This window comes from Pseudomonas sp. MWU13-2105, from assembly GCF_023242315.1.
Lineage (GTDB): Bacteria > Pseudomonadota > Gammaproteobacteria > Pseudomonadales > Pseudomonadaceae > Aquipseudomonas.
Genome location: NZ_JALLIY010000012.1, coordinates 176,826 through 194,549, shown reverse-complemented (window position 1 = coordinate 194,549; position 17,724 = coordinate 176,826). Strand labels below are relative to the sequence as shown.

Here is a 17,724-nt window from a genome sequence, read left to right as displayed (position 1 = left end):
GCGGGATCAGCGCGGGGTGTCGAGGGTCTTGTTCAGGGCCACATACTGCAACAGCATGATGGTCTTGGCATCGACGATGTCCCCGCGCCGGACGGCTTGCAGCGCGTCGTCCAGGGACAGCTCCAGCACCTCAAGGTCCTCGCCCTCGGCTTCCAGGCCGCCACCGTGGCTGACTTTGCTGTCGCCGTCGTATTCGCCGAGGAAGAAATGCAGTTTCTCGGTCACCGAGCCGGGGCTCATGAAGGCTTCGAAGATTTTCTGCACGTTCTGCACGCGGTAGCCGGTTTCTTCTTCGGCTTCGGCACGGATGCGGTCTTCGGGCGAAGCGTTTTCCAGCAGGCCGGCGGCGGCCTCCACCAGCATGCCGTCGTGACCGTTGACGAACACCGGGAAGCGGAATTGCCGGGTCAGCACCACGGTCTGTTTTTCGCGGTTGAACAGCAGGATGGTGGCGCCATTGCCGCGGTCGTAGGTCTCGCGGCTTTGCCGCTGCCAGGTGCCGTCGCTGCGCAGGAAGTCGAAGGTGGTTTTCTTCAGCAGGTACCAGTCGTCCGAGAGGACGGTGCTATCGATGATACGAACCCGGTCTTTCGTTGCAGTCATGATCCACGCCCTGTGGTGTGCAAAGCGCAGATCATACTAGGGAGTGTTGTTTTTGTCGGGGTTCTGCGGCGTTTGTGAGGGCCCTTTCGCGGGCAAGCTCCGCTCCCACATTGGATTGGGGTAACCACAAGTTCTGTGTGCGCCGCAATCTGTGGGAGCGGAGCTTGCCCGCGAAGAGGCCCCTGAAACCGCTAGAGATGCCGGCAGACCTCAACCATCCGTTATGCCACCGCCATCTGCCGCTTCCGACGGCTCGCAACCATCAGGAAACTCAATAGCGCCACCAGCGGCATCGCACTGCCCAGCGCCATGATTGCCAGCCAACCGCCTTGCTCATACAGCGCGCTGGCCAGGGCCGAGCCGGTGGCGCCGCCGATGAAGATGCTGGTCATATACAAGGCATTCAGGCGACCCCGGCTGGCCGCATCGAGGGCATAGACCGCGCGCTGCCCGAGCACCATGTTCATCTGCACCGCGAAGTCCAGCAGCACGCCGGTCACGGCCAGGCCGATCACACTGTAGGCCGGATGAATCAGCGCCGGTGCGAAGCTCAGGGTTGCCAGCAGCATCGCCAACCAGGACGCCCGGTGCGTATGCCCGGCATCCGCCAGTCGACCGGCCATTGGCGCCGCCAGGGCACCCATCGCCCCGACCAGGGCGAACAAGGCTATCTCCGACTGCGACAGGCCATGCACCCGCGACAGCTCCAGCGGCACGGCGGTCCAGAACAGGCTGAAGGTGGCGAACATCAGGCCTTGGTACCAGGCGCGCTGGCGCAGTACCGGTTGGTCGCGGAACAGTTTTCCCAGCGACCCCAGCAGTTGCCCGTAGGTGGCGCTGTGGTTGGGCTGGCGCTTGGGCATGGTGGTGAGGATCACCAGCATGATGAACAGCATCAGCACGGCGGCGGCGATAAACACCGTACGCCAGCCGAAGTGGTCGGCGACCACGCTGGACAGAGGTCGCGCCAGCAGGATGCCCAGCAGCAGGCCGCCCATGATCCCACCGACCACGCGCCCACGTGATTCTTCAGGCGCCAGGTGCGCGGCCAGGGGAATCAGGATCTGTACCGAGACCGAACTGAAGCCGATCAGCAGCGACACCACCAGGAATACTCCCGGCTGCCGCGCCAGGCCGGCGGCTATCAGGCTGATGACCGCGATCAGCGCGGTGCCGATCATCAGCTTGCGGTTTTCCAGCAGGTCACCCAGCGGCACCAGGAAGAACAGGCCCAGGGCATAGCCGATCTGGGTCAGGGACACGATCAGGCTGGCGCTGTGGGCGGAAATGCCGAGGTCGGGGGCGATCAGCTCGATAATCGGCTGGGCGTAGTAGATATTGGCCACGATGGCGCCGCAGCAGAAGGCGAAGAGCATCACCAGGGCGCGGGTCATCACGGGGGCGGGGTGGGTATTCATCGGCGAAGGCTCTGGAACGGACGGAAAACGAGTCTAGAGATTGGCGGGCGGCGGAGTAAGAGGGTCACAGGCATAGTCGATATCAGCCTGGTTGATTGTCCCGAGGTTCTTGTAGCTCCGTCACATTCACCGCTGCAGCCACAGGGAGTTGTTCGAAGATGTAACAACTTGCCCGCAGCAGCGACCTCTATTTTTTAAAAAACCATTTTTAATCAATGGCTTGCCTTTTTTATTCGCAGCCCTGCGGACTTTTCCGAAAGATTGCGGTGTTACTGAACACTTGTTTAGTATCGACCGCAACGCTTCACCTCACGCTCAAAAACAATAAGACGAGGGCCCTTCATGACCTCCCACCCGACACTGCTCAACACGGTCGAGGCCGGTATCGCCTGGATCACCCTCAACCGTCCCGAGCAACGCAATGCGCTGGATATTCCCACCCTCAAGGCCCTGATCGACCTGCTCGATCGCCTCGAAGCCGAGCCGGCGGTACGGGTGCTGGTGCTGACCGGCAGCGGCCGCAGCTTCTGCGCCGGCGCGGACCTGGCCGAATGGGCCGATGCCGAACGTCGCGGGACCCTCGAAAGCTACGGCTGGACCGAAACCGCCCACGTGCTGATGAATCGCCTGCATAACTTCGCCAAACCGACCATCGCCGCCATCAACGGCACGGCGGTGGGGGCCGGGATGGACCTGACCCTGTGCTGCGACTTCCGCCTGGCCGCGCAATCGGCGCGTTTCAAGGCCGGCTACACCAGCATGGCCTATTCGCCGGACGCCGGAGCCAGTTGGCATTTGCCACGCCTGATCGGTACCGAGCAGGCCAAGCGCCTGCTGTTCCTCGATGAGCTCTGGGGCGCCGAGCGTGCCCTGGCCAGCGGCCTGGTGAGCGAAGTCTGCGCCGATGAGCAACTGGCCACCGCCGCCAGCGATCTGGCCGCCCGACTGGCGGCGGGCCCGACCTTCGCCTTTGCCCAGACCAAGCTGCTGATCCGCGACGGCGCGCAGCGCAGCCTGGCCGCACAGCTCCAGGCCGAACAGGCCGCCGGCCTGCTCTGCGGCCGCAGCCGCGATGGCGCCGAAGCACTCCAGGCCGCGGTGGAAAAACGCGCCCCTCATTTTATCGGCCAGTAACCGACCAGCAGGTATCCCATGAATTTCCAACTGACCCAAGAGCAGGACATGCTGGTGGACGCGGTGCGCAGCTTCGTCGAGAAAGAGCTGCTGCCCCACGAAGAAGCCGTTGACCGCGCCGACGCCGTGTCGCCGGAGCTGGCCGCACAGATTCGTGCCAAGGCGATTGCCGCCGGCTTCTATGCCTTCAATATGCCGGAAGAGGTCGGTGGCGGCGGCCTCGACTACCTGTCCCAGGCGCTGATCGAGCGCGAGCTGTCCAAGGTGTCCTGGGCGCTGCATGTGTTTGTCGCGCGTCCGTCAAAGATCCTCATGGCCTGCACCGGGGCGCAGATCGAGGACTACCTGTTGCCTTGCGTGCGCGGTGAAAAGGTCGACTGTTTCGCCCTCACCGAGCCGGGTGCCGGCTCCGATGCCAATGCGATCAAGACCCGTGCGGTGCGCGACGGCGATGACTTCGTTGTCAACGGCAGCAAGCATTTCATCAGCCATGCCGGGCACGCGGATTTCGCCATCGTCTTCGCGGTGACCGACACCTACGAACACAACGGCCGCAAGCGCAACGCCGTGACCTCGTTCCTGGTGGATCGCGACACCCCCGGCATGACCATCCGCCGTGGCCCGAAATGCGTCAGCAACCGCGGTTATCACACCAGTGAGATCTTCTTCGACGACTGCCGGGTCCCGGCGGCCAAGGTATTGGGTGAAATCGGCAAGGGCTGGGAAGTCGCCAATGCCTGGCTGACCGCCGGGCGGGTGATGGTCGCCGCCAACTGTATCGGCCAGGCCCAGCGGGCGCTGGATGTGGCATTGCAATGGTCGGCCGATCGCAAGCAGTTCGGCCAGGCCATCGGCACTTACCAGGGCATCTCCTTCAAGCTGGCGGACATGGCCACGGAAATCCGCGCCGCCGAACTGATGACCCTGCACACCGCCTGGAAAATGGACCAGGGCACCATGACCGATGGCGAGGCCGGCATGGCCAAGCTGTTCGCCAGCGAAGTGCTGGGCCGCGCCGCCGACGAAGCGGTGCAGATTTTTGGCGGCATGGGCTTGATGGACGAAGGGCCGGTGGAGCGGATCTGGCGCAATGCGCGGATCGAGCGGATCTGGGAAGGCACCTCGGAAATCCAGCGCCACATCATTTCCCGCGAACTGCTGCGGCCGCTACTGCGCTGATCGGACCAGGAGAACAGTATGTCCATCAGAGACAACCTCAAGCGCCTGCTTGCGCCGCGCCACCTGGCGTTCGTCGGTGGGCGCAGCATGGCGCGGGCGTTCAAGCGCTGTGCCGACGGCGGCTTCCAGGGCCAGATGTGGCTGGTCAACCCGCGGCATGCCGAACTCGACGGGATTCCCTGCGTGGCCTCGGTGGCGCAGTTGCCCTGTGGACCCGATGCGGTATTTATCGCGACCAACCGCGAGCTGACCCTGGCCTGTGTCGCCGAACTGGCGGCCAAGGGCGCGGGCGGGGCGATCTGCTATGCCTCCGGCTTTGCCGAAACCGGCGACGCGGGGCAAGCCCTGCAGGAGCAACTGCTACAGGCGGCGGGCGAGATGGCGCTGCTTGGGCCCAATTGTTATGGCCTGCTCGACTACCTGCACAATGTCGCCCTGTGGCCGGTGGCCCATGGCGGCAAGGCGGTGGAGAAGGGCGTGGCGGTGCTGACCCAGAGCGGCAACTTCGCCTACAACCTGTCCATGAGCGACCGTTCCTTGCCATTGGCCTATATGGCCTCGGTGGGCAATCAGGCGCAACTGGGCGTGGCCGAGTTGATGGACGTGCTGCTCGATGAGCCACGGGTCACCGCCATCGGCCTGCACCTGGAAGGGCTGAAGAACGTCCAGGGTTTCGCCCGGGCGGCGTACAAGGCGCTGGAGAAAGGCATTCCGCTGATCGCCCTGAAAACCGGGGTGTCGCAGATCGGTGCCGAGCTGGCCCTCAGTCACACCAGTTCCCTGGCCGGTTCCGATGCGCTGTACGACAGCCTGTTCGCGCGTCTCGGGGTGATCCGGGTCAGTGGCCCGGTGAGTTTTGTCGAAACCCTCAAGGCCGCGGCCTGCGGTCATCTGCCGACGGGTCCGAGCCTGACCGGGCTGGCCTGCTCCGGGGGCGATGCCGGCTTGATCGCCGACTATGCCGAGCGTAACGGCCTGAGCTTGCCGGCCCTGGACGAAGGCCAGCGCGGCGAACTGGCGCAGGTGCTGCCCAGTTACGCCAACCTGGTCAACCCGCTGGACTTCACCACGGCGATCTGGGGTGATCGTGACGCCTTGGCAAAGATGCTGGAAACGGCCTTGCGTACCCCGTCCGATGCCGCCTTGCTGGTGCTCGACTACCCGGCGCAATTTACCGGCGAGCGTAAGGAGTGCGACCTGCTGCTGGAGCTGTATTGCGAGTGCCTGGAGCGGCATGGCAAGAGCGGTTTCGTCGCGTCGGCCTTTCCCGAGTTATTGCCGGCCCATGCCCGCGAGCGGCTGCATGCCCACGGCGTACCGGCGCTGCAGGGGGTGGAAGATGGGCTGGCGGCCTGGGGCCGGATCGCCCATTACCGCCAGCGACGCGCGGCCTTGTTGAATGGCGGCGAGGCGCTGTTGTTGCCGCTATGCCCCGATGTTGTGGTGGGTAACGGGCGGCTGCTGGATGAATGGCAATCCAAGCAGGCCCTGCGGCGCTTCGGCCTGCCGTTGCCCGAAGGTCGATTGTGTCGGCCGGAGCAGGCCTTGGCCGAGGCCCGCAGCCTGGGTTACCCGCTGGTGCTCAAGGTGGTCAGTGCCGATTTGCCGCACAAGACCGAGGCCGGTGGTGTCGCCCTCAATCTCAAGGACGAGGCGGCGTTGCGGGCGGCCCTTGAGACCATGCGCGGCAACCTGGCCCGACAGGCGCCGGGGCTCGCGTTCAATCAGGTGTTGCTGGAACGCATGGCGTCGGCGCCTTTGGCCGAGCTGATTGTCGGCGTCAAGCGTGAAGCCGGCTTCGGCCTGGCGCTGGTGATCGGCGCCGGGGGGATTCTGGTGGAGTTGCTCAAGGACAGTTGCAGCCTGTTGCTGCCGACCACCGACCAGGCCATTCAGCAGGGGCTCCTGGGCCTGCGCTGCGCGCCGTTGCTGACCGGCTTTCGCGCTGGGCCGGCGGTGGACATGTCGGCCCTGGTCAAGGCGATTCGCGCGGTGGCGGATTACGCCTGCGAGAACGCCGGGGCATTGCTGGAGCTGGATGTGAACCCACTGCTGGTCAACGCCGAGGGCGCGGTGGCGGTGGATGCGTTGATCCGTTTGGCTTGAGTTTCTTGGCGATCTTGCGGGCCCTATCGCTGGCAAGCCGGCGCCTACAAGGGCCGTGGCGATCCGAAGGACCGGGGATTTACCGTAATACCGCATCTGCAACCGAACCCTTTTCCCGCAACGTAACAGGGGTAATTCGATGAGCGATAATAACAACAAGATTCCTCAACTTTCCCACGGCCTCTCTCTGGAACGCCGCGACTTTCTCAAACTCGGCGCCGTGGCCGGGTTGGCCGGTGCCGCCGCGTCCATGGGCTTTCCGCTGAATGCCTGGGCTGCCGAGGCCATGCCCAAACCCGGTGGCACCCTGCGCCTGGGCCTGGCCGGCGGCAGTACCTCCGACTCCTATGACCCTGGCTCCTGGAGCGACACCTTCACTTTCGTCGGCTTCTCGGCGATCTACAACACCCTGGTGGAAATCGCCGTGGACGGCTCGGCGATCCCGGAATTGGCGGAAAGCTGGGAGTCCTCGCCGGATGCGCGGATCTGGACTTTCAAACTGCGTCCAGGGGTGCAGTTCCACAATGGCAAGCCCCTGGCCGTCGAGGATGTGATCGCCTCGATCCAGCATCACCTGGGCGAAAAATCCACCTCGGCGGCCAAGACCGTACTCGGTGATGTGGTCGCAGTACGCGCCGCCGGCAACGACAGCGTGGCCTTCGAACTGCACTCGGGCAATGCCGACTTCCCCTATGTGGTCGCCGACTATCACCTGGTGATCATGCCCGCCAAGGACGGCCTGGCCGACTGGCGTGCCGGCGTCGGCACCAGCGGTTATCGTCTCAAGTCCTTCGAACCCGGCGTGCGCATGGCCCTGGAGCGCAGCTCCGGTTACTGGAAAGCCGGTCGCGCGCATTTCGATACGGCGGAACTGCTGGCCATCTCCGACGGCGCGGCGCGGATCAACGCACTGATCACCGGGCAGGTCGATGTGATCAACAAGGTCGACCTGAAGACCGTCGGCCTGCTCAAGCGCAACCCGAACATGGTCATCGAGGAAACCAAGGGCGCCCAGCAGTACACCTTCCCGATGCTCTGCGACAGCGACCCGTTCAAGAACAACGATATCCGTATGGCGATGAAACACGGCATCGATCGCGAGGCGCTGCTCTCATCGGTGCTCAAGGGCTATGGCGCGGTGGGCAACGACCATCCGATCCAGCCCGGCAGCCGTTTCCTCAATACCCAGCTACCGCAGCGCAAGTACGACCCCGAGCAGGCGAAATTCTACCTGCGCAAGGCCGGGGTGGACTCGCTCAAGGTCCGCCTGCAGGCCAGCGACGCGGCCTATTCCGGGGCGGTGGACGCTTCGGTGCTGTTCAAGGAACAGGCCAGGGCGAGCGGTATCGATATCGACGTGGTCCGTGAGCCGGCGGACGGCTTCTTCTCCAATGTCTGGAACAAACAGCCGTTCACCACTTCGTTCTGGTACAGCAGCCTGACCGCCGACCGCATGTTCAGCATCGGCTATGCCAAGGGCGCGGCGTGGAACGAATCGCACTGGGACAACCCGCGCTTCAACGTCCTGCTCAACCAGGCCCGCGGCGAACTCAACGAGCCGTTGCGACGCGAGATGTACAACGAAATGCAGGCGATCTGCCGCGACGATTGTGGCGCGATCATCCCGTTGTTCGCCAGCTCCGTGGCGGCGCGCTCGACCCGCGTGGCCCACGGCGGACTCACCGCGCCCTATGGCGAGCTGGACGGCCTGCGGCTGATCGAGCGCTGGTGGCAGGCCTGAGGGGGATTCCATGTTGCAGGATAACCGCCTGGTTTCGTGTCGCCTGTGCCGCTGTCGTCGCGGCGGTGCGGGGCCCCGACAAGCTCCGCTCCTACAATGTTCGAGTTGTAACGGCGTCTCGAGGGCAAGCAAAGAGCCCTTGTGGGAGCGGAGCTTGCCCGCGAAGAGGCTCTTGAGGTCGCCGCTGGTTTCAGCGGTCATCCTCATGCTACTGGTCGCGGAGAGAGGGGGCCGAGTATGAACAGCCTTCTGAAGTTACTCTCCCAGCGCCTGGCGCTGGGGCTGCTGTCGTTGTTCGCGGTGTCGGTGATCATCTTCCTGGCGGTGGGCCTGCTGCCGGGCGATATCGCCCAGGCCATGCTCGGGCAGTCGGCAACCCCGGAGACTCTGGCGGCGTTCCGTACCCAACTGGGCCTGGACCAACCGCCATTCTGGCGTTTCCTGCACTGGATCGGGCACCTCCTGCGCGGCGACCTGGGCACCTCGCTGGCCAACCAGCGGCCGATCGCCGAACTGGTCGGCGCTCGCTTGGGCAACACCCTGTGCCTGGCCGGCCTGGCGGCGCTGGTATCGGTGCCCCTGGCGCTGTTGCTGGGGATGCTGGCGGCGCTGTACCGCAATTCGTGGTTCGACCGGCTGCTCAATACCTTGGCCCTGAGCGCGGTGTCGTTCCCCGAATTCTTCGTCGCCTACCTGCTGATCCTGTTGTTCTCGGTCAAGCTCGGCTGGCTGCCGAGCCTGTCGAACCTGCCGCCGGATGCCTCCTTCGGCATGCTCCTGGAGCGCTCGGTGCTGCCGGTGGCGACCCTGAGCCTGGTGGTGGTCGCGCAGATGATGCGCATGACCCGCGCCGCGCTGATCAACCTGCTGGCCAGCCCCTATATCGAAATGGCCCGGCTCAAGGGTATCAGCCAGGGCCGGATCATCTTTCGCCACGCCTTGCCCAATGCCCTGGCACCGATCGTCAACGTGGTCGCGCTGAACCTGGCGTACCTGGTGGTGGGCGTGGTGGTGGTCGAAGTGGTGTTCGTCTATCCGGGGCTGGGGCAGTTGCTGGTGGACTCGGTGGCCAAGCGCGATATCCCGGTGGTCCAGGCCTGCAGCCTGATCTTCGCCGCGACCTACATCGTGCTCAACACCCTGGCCGACGTGCTGTCCATCGCCAGCAACCCACGCCTGATGCATCCGAAGGGGTAGCCCATGAAATCCATTTTCAAAGAGCTGGTCCACGCGCCCTGGAGCGCGAAGTTCGGTGTCTGCGTGATTGTCCTGTATGTGACGGTGGCGCTGTTGGCCCCGCACCTGGCGCCCTACGGGGAAACCCAGGTGGTCGGCGACGGCTTCGCCGCCTGGGGCGCGCAGTTCCCGCTGGGTACCGACAACCTTGGGCGCGACATGCTCAGCCGTCTGCTCTATGGCGCGCGCAATACCGTGGGCATCGCCTTTCTCACCACCGCATTGGCGTTCCTGGTCGGCGGCCTGGCCGGGCTGGTCGCGGCGCTCAAGGGCGGGTGGGTCGATATGGGCCTGTCGCGGCTGGTGGATATCCTCATGGCGATTCCGCAACTGATCTTCGCCTTGCTGATCCTCAGCGTGGTCGGCACCACCGCGACCTCGCTGGTGCTGGTGATCGCGCTGCTGGATTCGACCCGGGTGTTCCGCCTGGCGCGGGCGGTGGCGATGAACGTGGTGGTCCAGGACTTTGTCGAGGCGGCCCGGCTGCGCGGCGAGGGCACGGTCTGGCTGGTGACCCGGGAAATCCTGCCGAATGCCGCGGCGCCGCTGATCGCCGAGTTCGGCCTGCGCTTCTGCTTCGTCTTCCTGTTTATCAGTGCGCTGTCGTTCCTCGGCCTGGGCATCCAGCCGCCGACCGCCGATTGGGGCAGCATGGTGCGCGACAACGCGGTGCTGATCACCTTCGGCGATCTTACGCCGTTGCTCCCGGCATTGGCGGTGGCGTTGCTCACGGTGGGGGTCAATTTTGTCGTCGACTGGATGCTCTATCGCTCCAGCGGGCTGAAGGAATGTTGAGCATGAACGAAGCGAACCCGAGCTTGTTGCAGATCCGCGACCTGCATATCGAAGGGCACTACGACGACGCCTGGCATCCGTTGGTGCGGGGCATCGACCTGAGCCTGGCGCGGGGCGAGGTGCTGGGCTTGATCGGCGAGTCCGGCGCGGGCAAGTCGACCCTCGGGCTGGCCGCCATGGGCTACACCCGCGACGGCTGCCGGATCAGCGGTGGCTCGATTCATTTCGACGGCCAGGACCTGCGCCAGTGTTCCGCCGAGGTCTTGCGCAAACTGCGCGGCCTGCGCATCGCCTATGTGGCGCAGAGCGCGGCGGCCTCGTTCAACCCGGCGCAGCGGCTGATCGACCAGCATGTGGAAAGCGCCGTGATCAATGGCGGGATGAAACGTTCCGCGGCCGAGGCCCAAGCGGTGGAGCTCTACCGGGTGCTGCGCCTGCCGAATCCGCAAAGCATCGGCCAGCGTTATCCGCACCAGGTCTCCGGCGGCCAGTTGCAGCGGGCGATGACCGCCATGGCCATGGCCTGCCAGCCGGACCTGATCATCTTCGACGAGCCGACCACGGCCCTCGACGTCACCACCCAGATCGAGGTGCTGGCGGCGATTCGCGATGCGGTGAAGCGCTTCGGCATGGCGGCGATCTACATCACCCATGACCTGGCAGTGGTCTCGCAGATGGCCGATCGGATCATGGTGTTGCGCCACGGGAAGCTGGTGGAGGAGGCGGCGACCCGGCAGATGCTCGCGGCGCCGAGCGAGGACTACACCCGGTCGCTGTGGGCGGTGCGCTGTTTCCGTACCGAGCCCAAGGGCCGCCCGGAACAGGGCGGGCCGTTGCTCGAAGTGCGCAACGCCTCGGCCAGCTACAGCCGACAGCCGGTGCTGCACGATGTCTCGATGCGTCTCTATCGGGGCCAGACCCTGGCGGTGATCGGCGAGTCAGGCAGCGGCAAAAGCACCACGGCCCGGCTGATTACCGGCCTGCTGCAGCCGAGCAGCGGGCAGGTGCTGTTCGACGGCGAGGTGTTGCCGGCGGACTATCGCCGCCGCAGCAAGGCGCAATTGCGCGGCATCCAGATGATCTACCAGATTCCCGATACGGCCCTCAATCCGCGCCAGCGCATCGTCGACATCATCGGCCGGCCGCTGGCGTTCTACCTGGGGCTCAAGGGCAAGGTCCTGCGCCAGCGGGTGGCCGAGTTGCTGGAGATGATCGAACTCGATCCGGGCAAGTTCATGGAGCGCCTGCCGTCGGAGCTGTCCGGCGGGCAGAAGCAGCGGGTCTGCATTGCCCGGGCGTTGGCCGCCGAGCCGCGGTTGATCATCTGCGACGAAGTGACCTCGGCGTTGGACCAATTGGTGGCGGAGGGCATCCTCAAATTGCTGGATCGGGTGCAGCGGCAATTGGGCGTGTCCTACCTGTTTATCACCCACGATGTGGCGACGGTGCGGGCGATTGCCGACGAGGTGGTGGTGATGCAGCGCGGCAAGGTGGTCGACGCCGGCGCCCGGGATGTGATTTTTACCCCGCCACACCGCGACTACACCGGCCTGCTGTTTTCTTCTGAGCCGGAGATGGACCCGGATTGGTTGGATAGGATTCTGCAACAGCGTGCTGTGACGCCATGACTTTTCACTTTGGAACACAACCTTCTTTGTGGCGAGCGGGCAAGCCCGCTCGCCACAACAGGCCTGCTTTCCACACTGAGCATGTTTATTCCTTCAGATTGATGAGTGACTCCCATGAACGTACTGATCATCCACGCCCACCCCGAACCGCAATCCTTCACCGCCGCATTGCGTGACCAGGCTGTCGAGACCCTGCAAGCCCAGGGCCACAACGTCAAGGTTTCCGACCTCTACGCCATGCACTGGAACCCGGTCGCCAGCGCCGAGGATTTCTCCGCCCGGGACAACCCCGACTACCTGGTCTACGCCCTGGAACAACGCATGGGCGTCAAGACCCGGAGCCTGGCGCCGGACATCCAGGAGGAACTGGACAAGCTGCTCTGGGCCGACCTGCTGATCCTCAATTTCCCGATCTACTGGTTCTCCGTGCCGGCCATTCTCAAGGGCTGGATCGACCGCGTGCTGGTGTCCGGCGTCTGCTACGGCGGCAAGCGTTTCTACGACCAGGGCGGTCTGGCGGGCAAGCAAGCGCTGGTCACCGTCACCCTCGGCGGCCGCGAGCACATGTTCGGCGAAGGCGCGATCCACGGCCCGCTGGAAGACATGCTGCGCCCGTTGCTGCGCGGCACCCTGGCCTATGTCGGCCTCGACGTGCTACCACCCTTCGTGGCCTGGCACGTGCCCTACATCAGTGCCGAGGCCCGCGAACAATTCCTGGTCGGTTACCATGAGCGCCTGGAAAATCTCGAACAGGACAGTCCACTGGTCTTTCCGCACTTGTCACAGTTCGACGAGGCGCTGTATCCCATCCGCTGACCGCACGCTGTACAGTCAGCCATCGACGTTGAAGAGGGCAGGAGCACTATGGCCGAGGAAACGCGTTTTCTGCGTATGGACCCTGAATTGCGCAAGGCCAATCTGGTGGCGGCCACCTTGCGCTGCCTGAAGAAGTACGGCTTTGTCGGCACCTCGATCCGCAAGATCTGCGCTGAAGCCGGGGTCTCGGTGGGGCTGATCAGCCATCACTACAGCGGCAAGGACGAACTGGTGGCCGATGCCTACCTGCATATCACCGGGCAGGTCATGAGCCTGCTGCGCGAGTCGGTGGCGAAGGCGGGCAGTGGTGCCCGCCGGCACCTGTCGGCGTTTTTCGAGGCCTCGTTCTCCGAAGGCATGCTCGATCCCGAGCTGCTCGAAGCCTGGCTGGCGTTCTGGGGGGCGGTGAAAACCGCCGAGGCCATCAACCGCGCGCACGATCATTCCTATGGTGAGTACCGCACCATCATGGGCAAGGCCCTGACCCTGCTGGCTGAAGAAGAAGGCTGGAGCGGTTTCGACAGCGGCCTGGCGGCTATCGGCCTGAGCGCCTTGCTCGACGGCCTGTGGCTGGAATGCGGGCTCAACCCCAGCACCTTCACCCCGGCCCAGGGCGTGCAGATCTGCGAAGCCTGGGTCGATGGCCTGCAAATGGGCGGCTACCGACGTTTCATCCAATAGCCTTTCGTGGCTTGTTGATCAACTGTTCAGTAAGCGCTACAGTGCATCGAAAATTCCTACCGCTTCGCATAATTCCAAGAATCGGCCGTTTGCGGCACGAACAGGAGCCAGGTGATGAAGGTGATGCCGCGCGTGCTGGTCGTCGAGGACGATCGGCTGATCCGTGAACAACTGGAGGCGTGTCTGACCCAGGATGGGTATGAGGTCCACTGTGTCGAGTCGGCCGAGCAGGCCGAGGCCTATCTGAGCCAGGTTCCAGTGGCGCTGGTGTTGCTCGATATGCAATTGCCGGGGCCGTGCAGCCTGCATCTGACCCGTCAATGGCGAGGGCGCTCGGAGGTTGGGATCATCCTGATCTCCGAGTGCAACGATGACGGCGAGCGGATCGCCGGCCTGGAAGGCGGCGCCGACGATTATCTGGTCAAACCCCTGAACCCTCGTGAGCTGGTTTTCCGTGCGCGAAACCTGACGCGGCGGGTGTGTCATCTCCAAACCACGGTGCAGACCGGGGCGCATCTCAGGTATTTCGCCGACTGGACCCTGGACACCCACCGTCGCCGCCTGAAGGCCTGCGACGGTAGTGAAACCCTGCTCAGCCACGGTGAATTCCAGCTGCTCAACGTGTTCATGCGCAACAGCGGCCACACCTTGAGCCGTGACCAGTTGATGGACCAGTTGCGCAATCGCGAATGGATGCCCAACGATCGTTCCATCGATGTGCTGGTGGGGCGTTTACGGCGCAAGCTGCATGACAATCCGGCCGAGCCGGAACTGATCATCACTATCCACGGGGCCGGTTACCTGTTTACCGCCAATGCCTCGATGGCGGCCTAGCAGGCCGCCAATGCCTCTGAAAACACCACGAACCCTGTGTAGGAGCCGGCTTGCCGGCGATGAGGCCAGTGAGCCTTGCAGCGTCTGATCCGTCGCCATCGTCGGCAAGCCGGCGCCTGCACGGGATGGTGTCGTTCATGAAAACACGTCCGGCTTCAATCGACCGATAGATGTTCGAAGATGTAACAACTCCCGCCTGACATTTCGTGTTTTTCAATAAAAAACATTTATAAACAAATAGATAAACGATTTCCTAGGTGTGATTTCAGGATCCGGAAGCCTGTTGCTTCCTTATTGAACGAGTGTTTAATATCGTCTGGCGGTCCCCCATCACCCCACCCCAACAAGACGAGGGCTAGCATGAGCTCCCAATCGACCCTGCAAGCTTCTTCCACCACGCTCACCGGCGGCCAGGCCCTGGTGCGTCTGCTGGCCCATTACGGTGTCGACACGGTGTTCGGCATTCCCGGCGTGCACACCCTGGAGCTCTACCGCGGCCTGCCCGGCAGCGGCATCCGTCATGTGCTGACCCGCCACGAGCAGGGCGCCGGTTTCATGGCCGACGGTTATGCCCGGGTCAGCGGCAAGCCTGGCGTCTGTTTCATCATCAGCGGCCCCGGCGTGACCAACGCCGCGACCGCCATCGGCCAGGCCTATGCCGACTCGATTGCGCTGCTGGTGATTTCCAGCGTCAATCACACCGCCAGCCTCGGCAAAGGCTGGGGTTGCCTGCATGAAACCCAGGACCAGCGGGCGATTACCGCGCCCATCACCGCGTTTTCGGCGGTGGCCCTGAGCACCGACGACCTGCCGGAACTGATCGCCCGCGCTTTCGCCGTGTTCGACAGCGAGCGGCCACGCCCGGTGCATATCTCGGTGCCGCTGGATGTGCTGGCCGGGCCGATCAGCCGTGACTGGAGCCGTGAGGTGGTGCGCCGCCCCGGACGCGGGCTACCGAGCGCTCAAGCCCTGGAAGAGGCCGCCCGGCGGCTGCAACAGGCCAAGCGGCCGATGATTATCGCCGGTGGCGGTGCGTTGGCCGCCGGGGCCGAGTTGCAGGCCTTGAGCGAGCGCCTGGCCGCGCCGCTGTTCACCAGCGTCGCCGGTAAAGGCTTGCTGGCACCCGATGCGCCGTTGAATGCCGGTTCGAGCCTGTGCGTCGAGCCCGGTTGGGCGCTGATCGCGCAAGCCGATGTGGTCCTCGCAGTCGGCACCGAAATGGCCGATACCGATTACTGGCGTGAACGCTTGCCGTTGACCGGCGAGGTGATCCGGATCGATATCGACTCGCGCAAGTTCAACGATTTCTATCCCTGTGCCGTGGCGTTGCGGGGGGATGCACAGCAGACCCTTGCCGACTTGCTGACACGCCTGCCGGCGCAGGCCCGGGATTCCCATGCGGCGGTCAAGGCGGTGGTGGCATTACGCGCGGCTGTACGCGCCGGCCACGGTCCGCTGCAGACGATCCACCAGCAGATTCTCGACCGCATCGCGGCGGCGATGCCGGCCGACACCGTTATCAGCAGCGACATGACCCAGCTGGCGTACACGGGCAACTACGCCTTTGCCAGCCGGGCCCCGCGCAGCTGGTTGCACCCCACCGGCTACGGCACCCTCGGTTACGGTTTGCCGGCGGGGATCGGCGCCAAGTTCGGCGCACCGCGGCGTCCCGGTCTGGTGCTGGTCGGCGACGGTGGTTTTCTCTACACGGTCCAGGAACTGGCGACGGCTGTCGAGGAGCTGGACAGCCCGTTGGTGGTGCTGCTCTGGAACAACGATTCCCTCGGGCAGATCCGTGACGACATGCTCAGCCTGGATATCGAGCCGGTGGGGGTGTTGCCGCGCAATCCGGATTTCGCCCTGTTGGCCCGGGCGTTCGGTTGCAGCCTGTGTGAGCCGCAGAGTCTGGATGAGCTGGAACGCGATCTGCGGACGGGCTTTGGCCACGCCGGGGTGACGCTGATCGAGCTCAAGCACGCCTGCGCCCGGTGAAGCGGCTGCGCCTGTGCTGACGCGAAAGGGCCCTCAAGCCTGACAAAACTCCACCGGTAAACCACGTTCTCCCCGATGATGGAAAACAATAACAATGACCACCTACACCCATCTTTACATCAACGGCGACTGGGTCGTGCCCCATGGCAGTGGCGTCGCCGAAGTGATCAACCCGGCCACCGAAACCGTGACCGGGCATGTCCCCCTCGGCGATGAACGGGATGTCGAACGCGCCGTCACCGCCGCGCGCCGGGCCTTCTCCAACTGGTCACGAACCCCGGCCAGCGTACGCGCCAGCTACATCCGCGCGCTGGGCCAGCAACTCAAGGCCCGCGCCGGGGAAATGGCCGCGCTGATCACCGCCGAACTGGGCATGCCGGTGCAATGGTGCCAGTCGGTCCAGGTCGACGGCCCGCTGGAAGGCCTGCTCAGCTACGCCGAAATCGCCGCGCTGATGGAGCAGCCGCGCGAGGTCGGCAACTCCCTGGTGATTCGCGAGGCGGTAGGCGTCTGCGCCTTTATCAATCCGTGGAATTACCCCCTGCATCAACTGATCGGCAAACTCGCGCCGGCCCTGGCGGCAGGCTGCACGGTGGTGGTCAAGCCGAGCCAGGAAACCCCGCTGCATGCTTTCCTGCTGGCCGAAATGATCGACGCCATCGGCCTGCCGGCCGGGGTCTTCAACCTGGTCAGCGGCCCCGGCGCCAAGGTCGGCGAAGCCCTGGCCCGGCACCCGGACGTGGACATGGTCTCGTTCACCGGCTCGACCGCCGCCGGCGTGCGGGTGTCGCTGGCCGCCGCGCCGACGGTCAAGCGCGTGTGCCTGGAGCTGGGTGGCAAGTCGCCCTTTCTGATCACCGCCGATGCCGACCTCGGCGCCGCCGTGCGCCATGGCGTGCAGGACGTGATGATCAACTCCGGGCAAACCTGCACCGCCTTGACCCGCATGCTGATTCCCCACAGCCGCTACGCCGAGGCGCTGGAACTGGCGCGGGCCGAAAGCGAAAGCCTCAGGGTCGGTGATCCGCTGGACCCGCAGAGCTTTCTCGGCCCCATGTGTTCGGCGTCCCAGCGCCGTACCGTGCTCGATTACATCCGCGTCGGACAGCAGGAGGGCGCCCGGCTGTTGAGTGGCGGCGCCGCAGTGCCGAGTGGACTGGAACGCGGTTTCTACGTGCGCCCAACGCTGTTTGCCGAGGTCGATAACGGCATGCGCATCGCCCAGGAGGAAATTTTCGGCCCGGTGCTCTGCCTGATGCCCTACGAGGACGAAGAACAGGCCGTGCGCCTGGCCAACGAGTCGCCCTTCGGCCTGTCCAGCGCAGTCTGGGCCGGCACCCCGGCCCGCGCCCTGGAACTGGCGCGCGGGTTGCGCGCCGGGCAGTGCTTCGTCAACGGCGCGGCCTTCAACTACCGCGCTCCCTTCGGTGGCTACAAGCAATCGGGCAACGGTCGCGAATGGGGTGAGGAAGGGCTGGCGGAATTCGTTGAAACCAAGGCGATCCAGTGCTGAAAAACGGCACGACTGTCGTGAAAACGACCTGTTTGCGCTGAACGCGAA

Annotated in this window: 14 protein-coding genes; 12 read left to right on the top strand and 2 right to left on the bottom strand. The window is 64.6% G+C overall.

The genetic code is table 11. The annotated features are described in order from the left end of the window. Window positions 1-6 precede the first annotated feature (6 nt). Window positions 7-603 (bottom strand): NUDIX domain-containing protein, encoded by a 597-nt coding sequence (locus M5B96_RS19115; protein ID WP_248798279.1) that lies wholly within the window; start codon window positions 601-603, stop codon window positions 7-9. A 221-nt stretch (window positions 604-824) separates the two neighbouring features. Continuing rightward, window positions 825-2,021 carry an MFS transporter gene (locus M5B96_RS19110; RefSeq protein WP_248798278.1) on the bottom strand — a complete coding sequence of 399 codons (1,197 nt, stop codon included), beginning with the start codon at window positions 2,019-2,021 and terminating at the stop codon, window positions 825-827. A 342-nt stretch (window positions 2,022-2,363) separates the two neighbouring features. Here M5B96_RS19110 and M5B96_RS19105 point away from each other — a divergent pair, with 342 nt between their 5' ends. The 12 genes from M5B96_RS19105 to M5B96_RS19050 all read left to right on the top strand — a co-directional run bounded on the left by M5B96_RS19105 (window position 2,364) and on the right by M5B96_RS19050 (window position 17,676). Next, a complete protein-coding gene (locus tag M5B96_RS19105) occupies window positions 2,364-3,155 on the top strand; it encodes an enoyl-CoA hydratase/isomerase family protein (protein WP_248798277.1) in 792 nt (263 codons plus the stop codon). An 18-nt stretch (window positions 3,156-3,173) separates the two neighbouring features. Further along, window positions 3,174-4,334, top strand: a complete 1,161-nt coding sequence (locus M5B96_RS19100; RefSeq protein WP_248798276.1) for an acyl-CoA dehydrogenase family protein — start codon at window positions 3,174-3,176, stop codon at window positions 4,332-4,334. 18 nt (window positions 4,335-4,352) lie between these two features. Continuing rightward, complete coding sequence (locus M5B96_RS19095) at window positions 4,353-6,440, top strand: acetate--CoA ligase family protein (RefSeq protein WP_248798275.1); 2,088 nt, start codon at window positions 4,353-4,355, stop codon at window positions 6,438-6,440. A 139-nt stretch (window positions 6,441-6,579) separates the two neighbouring features. Further along, window positions 6,580-8,181, top strand: coding sequence for an ABC transporter substrate-binding protein (locus tag M5B96_RS19090; RefSeq protein WP_248798274.1), 1,602 nt, complete (start codon window positions 6,580-6,582; stop codon window positions 8,179-8,181). A 237-nt stretch (window positions 8,182-8,418) separates the two neighbouring features. Further along, complete coding sequence (locus M5B96_RS19085; RefSeq protein WP_248798273.1) at window positions 8,419-9,378, top strand: ABC transporter permease; 960 nt, start codon at window positions 8,419-8,421, stop codon at window positions 9,376-9,378. A 3-nt stretch (window positions 9,379-9,381) separates the two neighbouring features. Next, window positions 9,382-10,212 (top strand): ABC transporter permease, encoded by an 831-nt coding sequence (locus M5B96_RS19080; RefSeq protein WP_248798272.1) that lies wholly within the window; start codon window positions 9,382-9,384, stop codon window positions 10,210-10,212. Between the two features lie 2 nt (window positions 10,213-10,214). After that, window positions 10,215-11,840 (top strand): ABC transporter ATP-binding protein, encoded by a 1,626-nt coding sequence (locus tag M5B96_RS19075; protein WP_412548622.1) that lies wholly within the window; start codon window positions 10,215-10,217, stop codon window positions 11,838-11,840. Window positions 11,841-11,954: 114 nt separating this feature from the next. Then, window positions 11,955-12,656 (top strand): NAD(P)H-dependent oxidoreductase, encoded by a 702-nt coding sequence (locus M5B96_RS19070; protein WP_248798270.1) that lies wholly within the window; start codon window positions 11,955-11,957, stop codon window positions 12,654-12,656. A gap of 48 nt (window positions 12,657-12,704) precedes the next feature. Next, window positions 12,705-13,337: a TetR family transcriptional regulator C-terminal domain-containing protein gene (locus M5B96_RS19065; RefSeq protein ID WP_248798269.1), complete on the top strand. Its 633-nt coding sequence runs from the start codon at window positions 12,705-12,707 to the stop codon at window positions 13,335-13,337. Between the two features lie 120 nt (window positions 13,338-13,457). Continuing rightward, entirely contained in the window at window positions 13,458-14,171 is a 714-nt protein-coding gene (locus M5B96_RS19060; protein WP_318654852.1) for a response regulator transcription factor, read from the top strand. A gap of 360 nt (window positions 14,172-14,531) precedes the next feature. Next, window positions 14,532-16,163, top strand: coding sequence for a 5-guanidino-2-oxopentanoate decarboxylase (locus M5B96_RS19055; protein WP_248798267.1), 1,632 nt, complete (start codon window positions 14,532-14,534; stop codon window positions 16,161-16,163). A gap of 94 nt (window positions 16,164-16,257) precedes the next feature. Further along, window positions 16,258-17,676 (top strand): aldehyde dehydrogenase family protein, encoded by a 1,419-nt coding sequence (locus M5B96_RS19050; protein ID WP_248798266.1) that lies wholly within the window; start codon window positions 16,258-16,260, stop codon window positions 17,674-17,676. The last annotated feature ends 48 nt before the right edge of the window (window positions 17,677-17,724 follow it).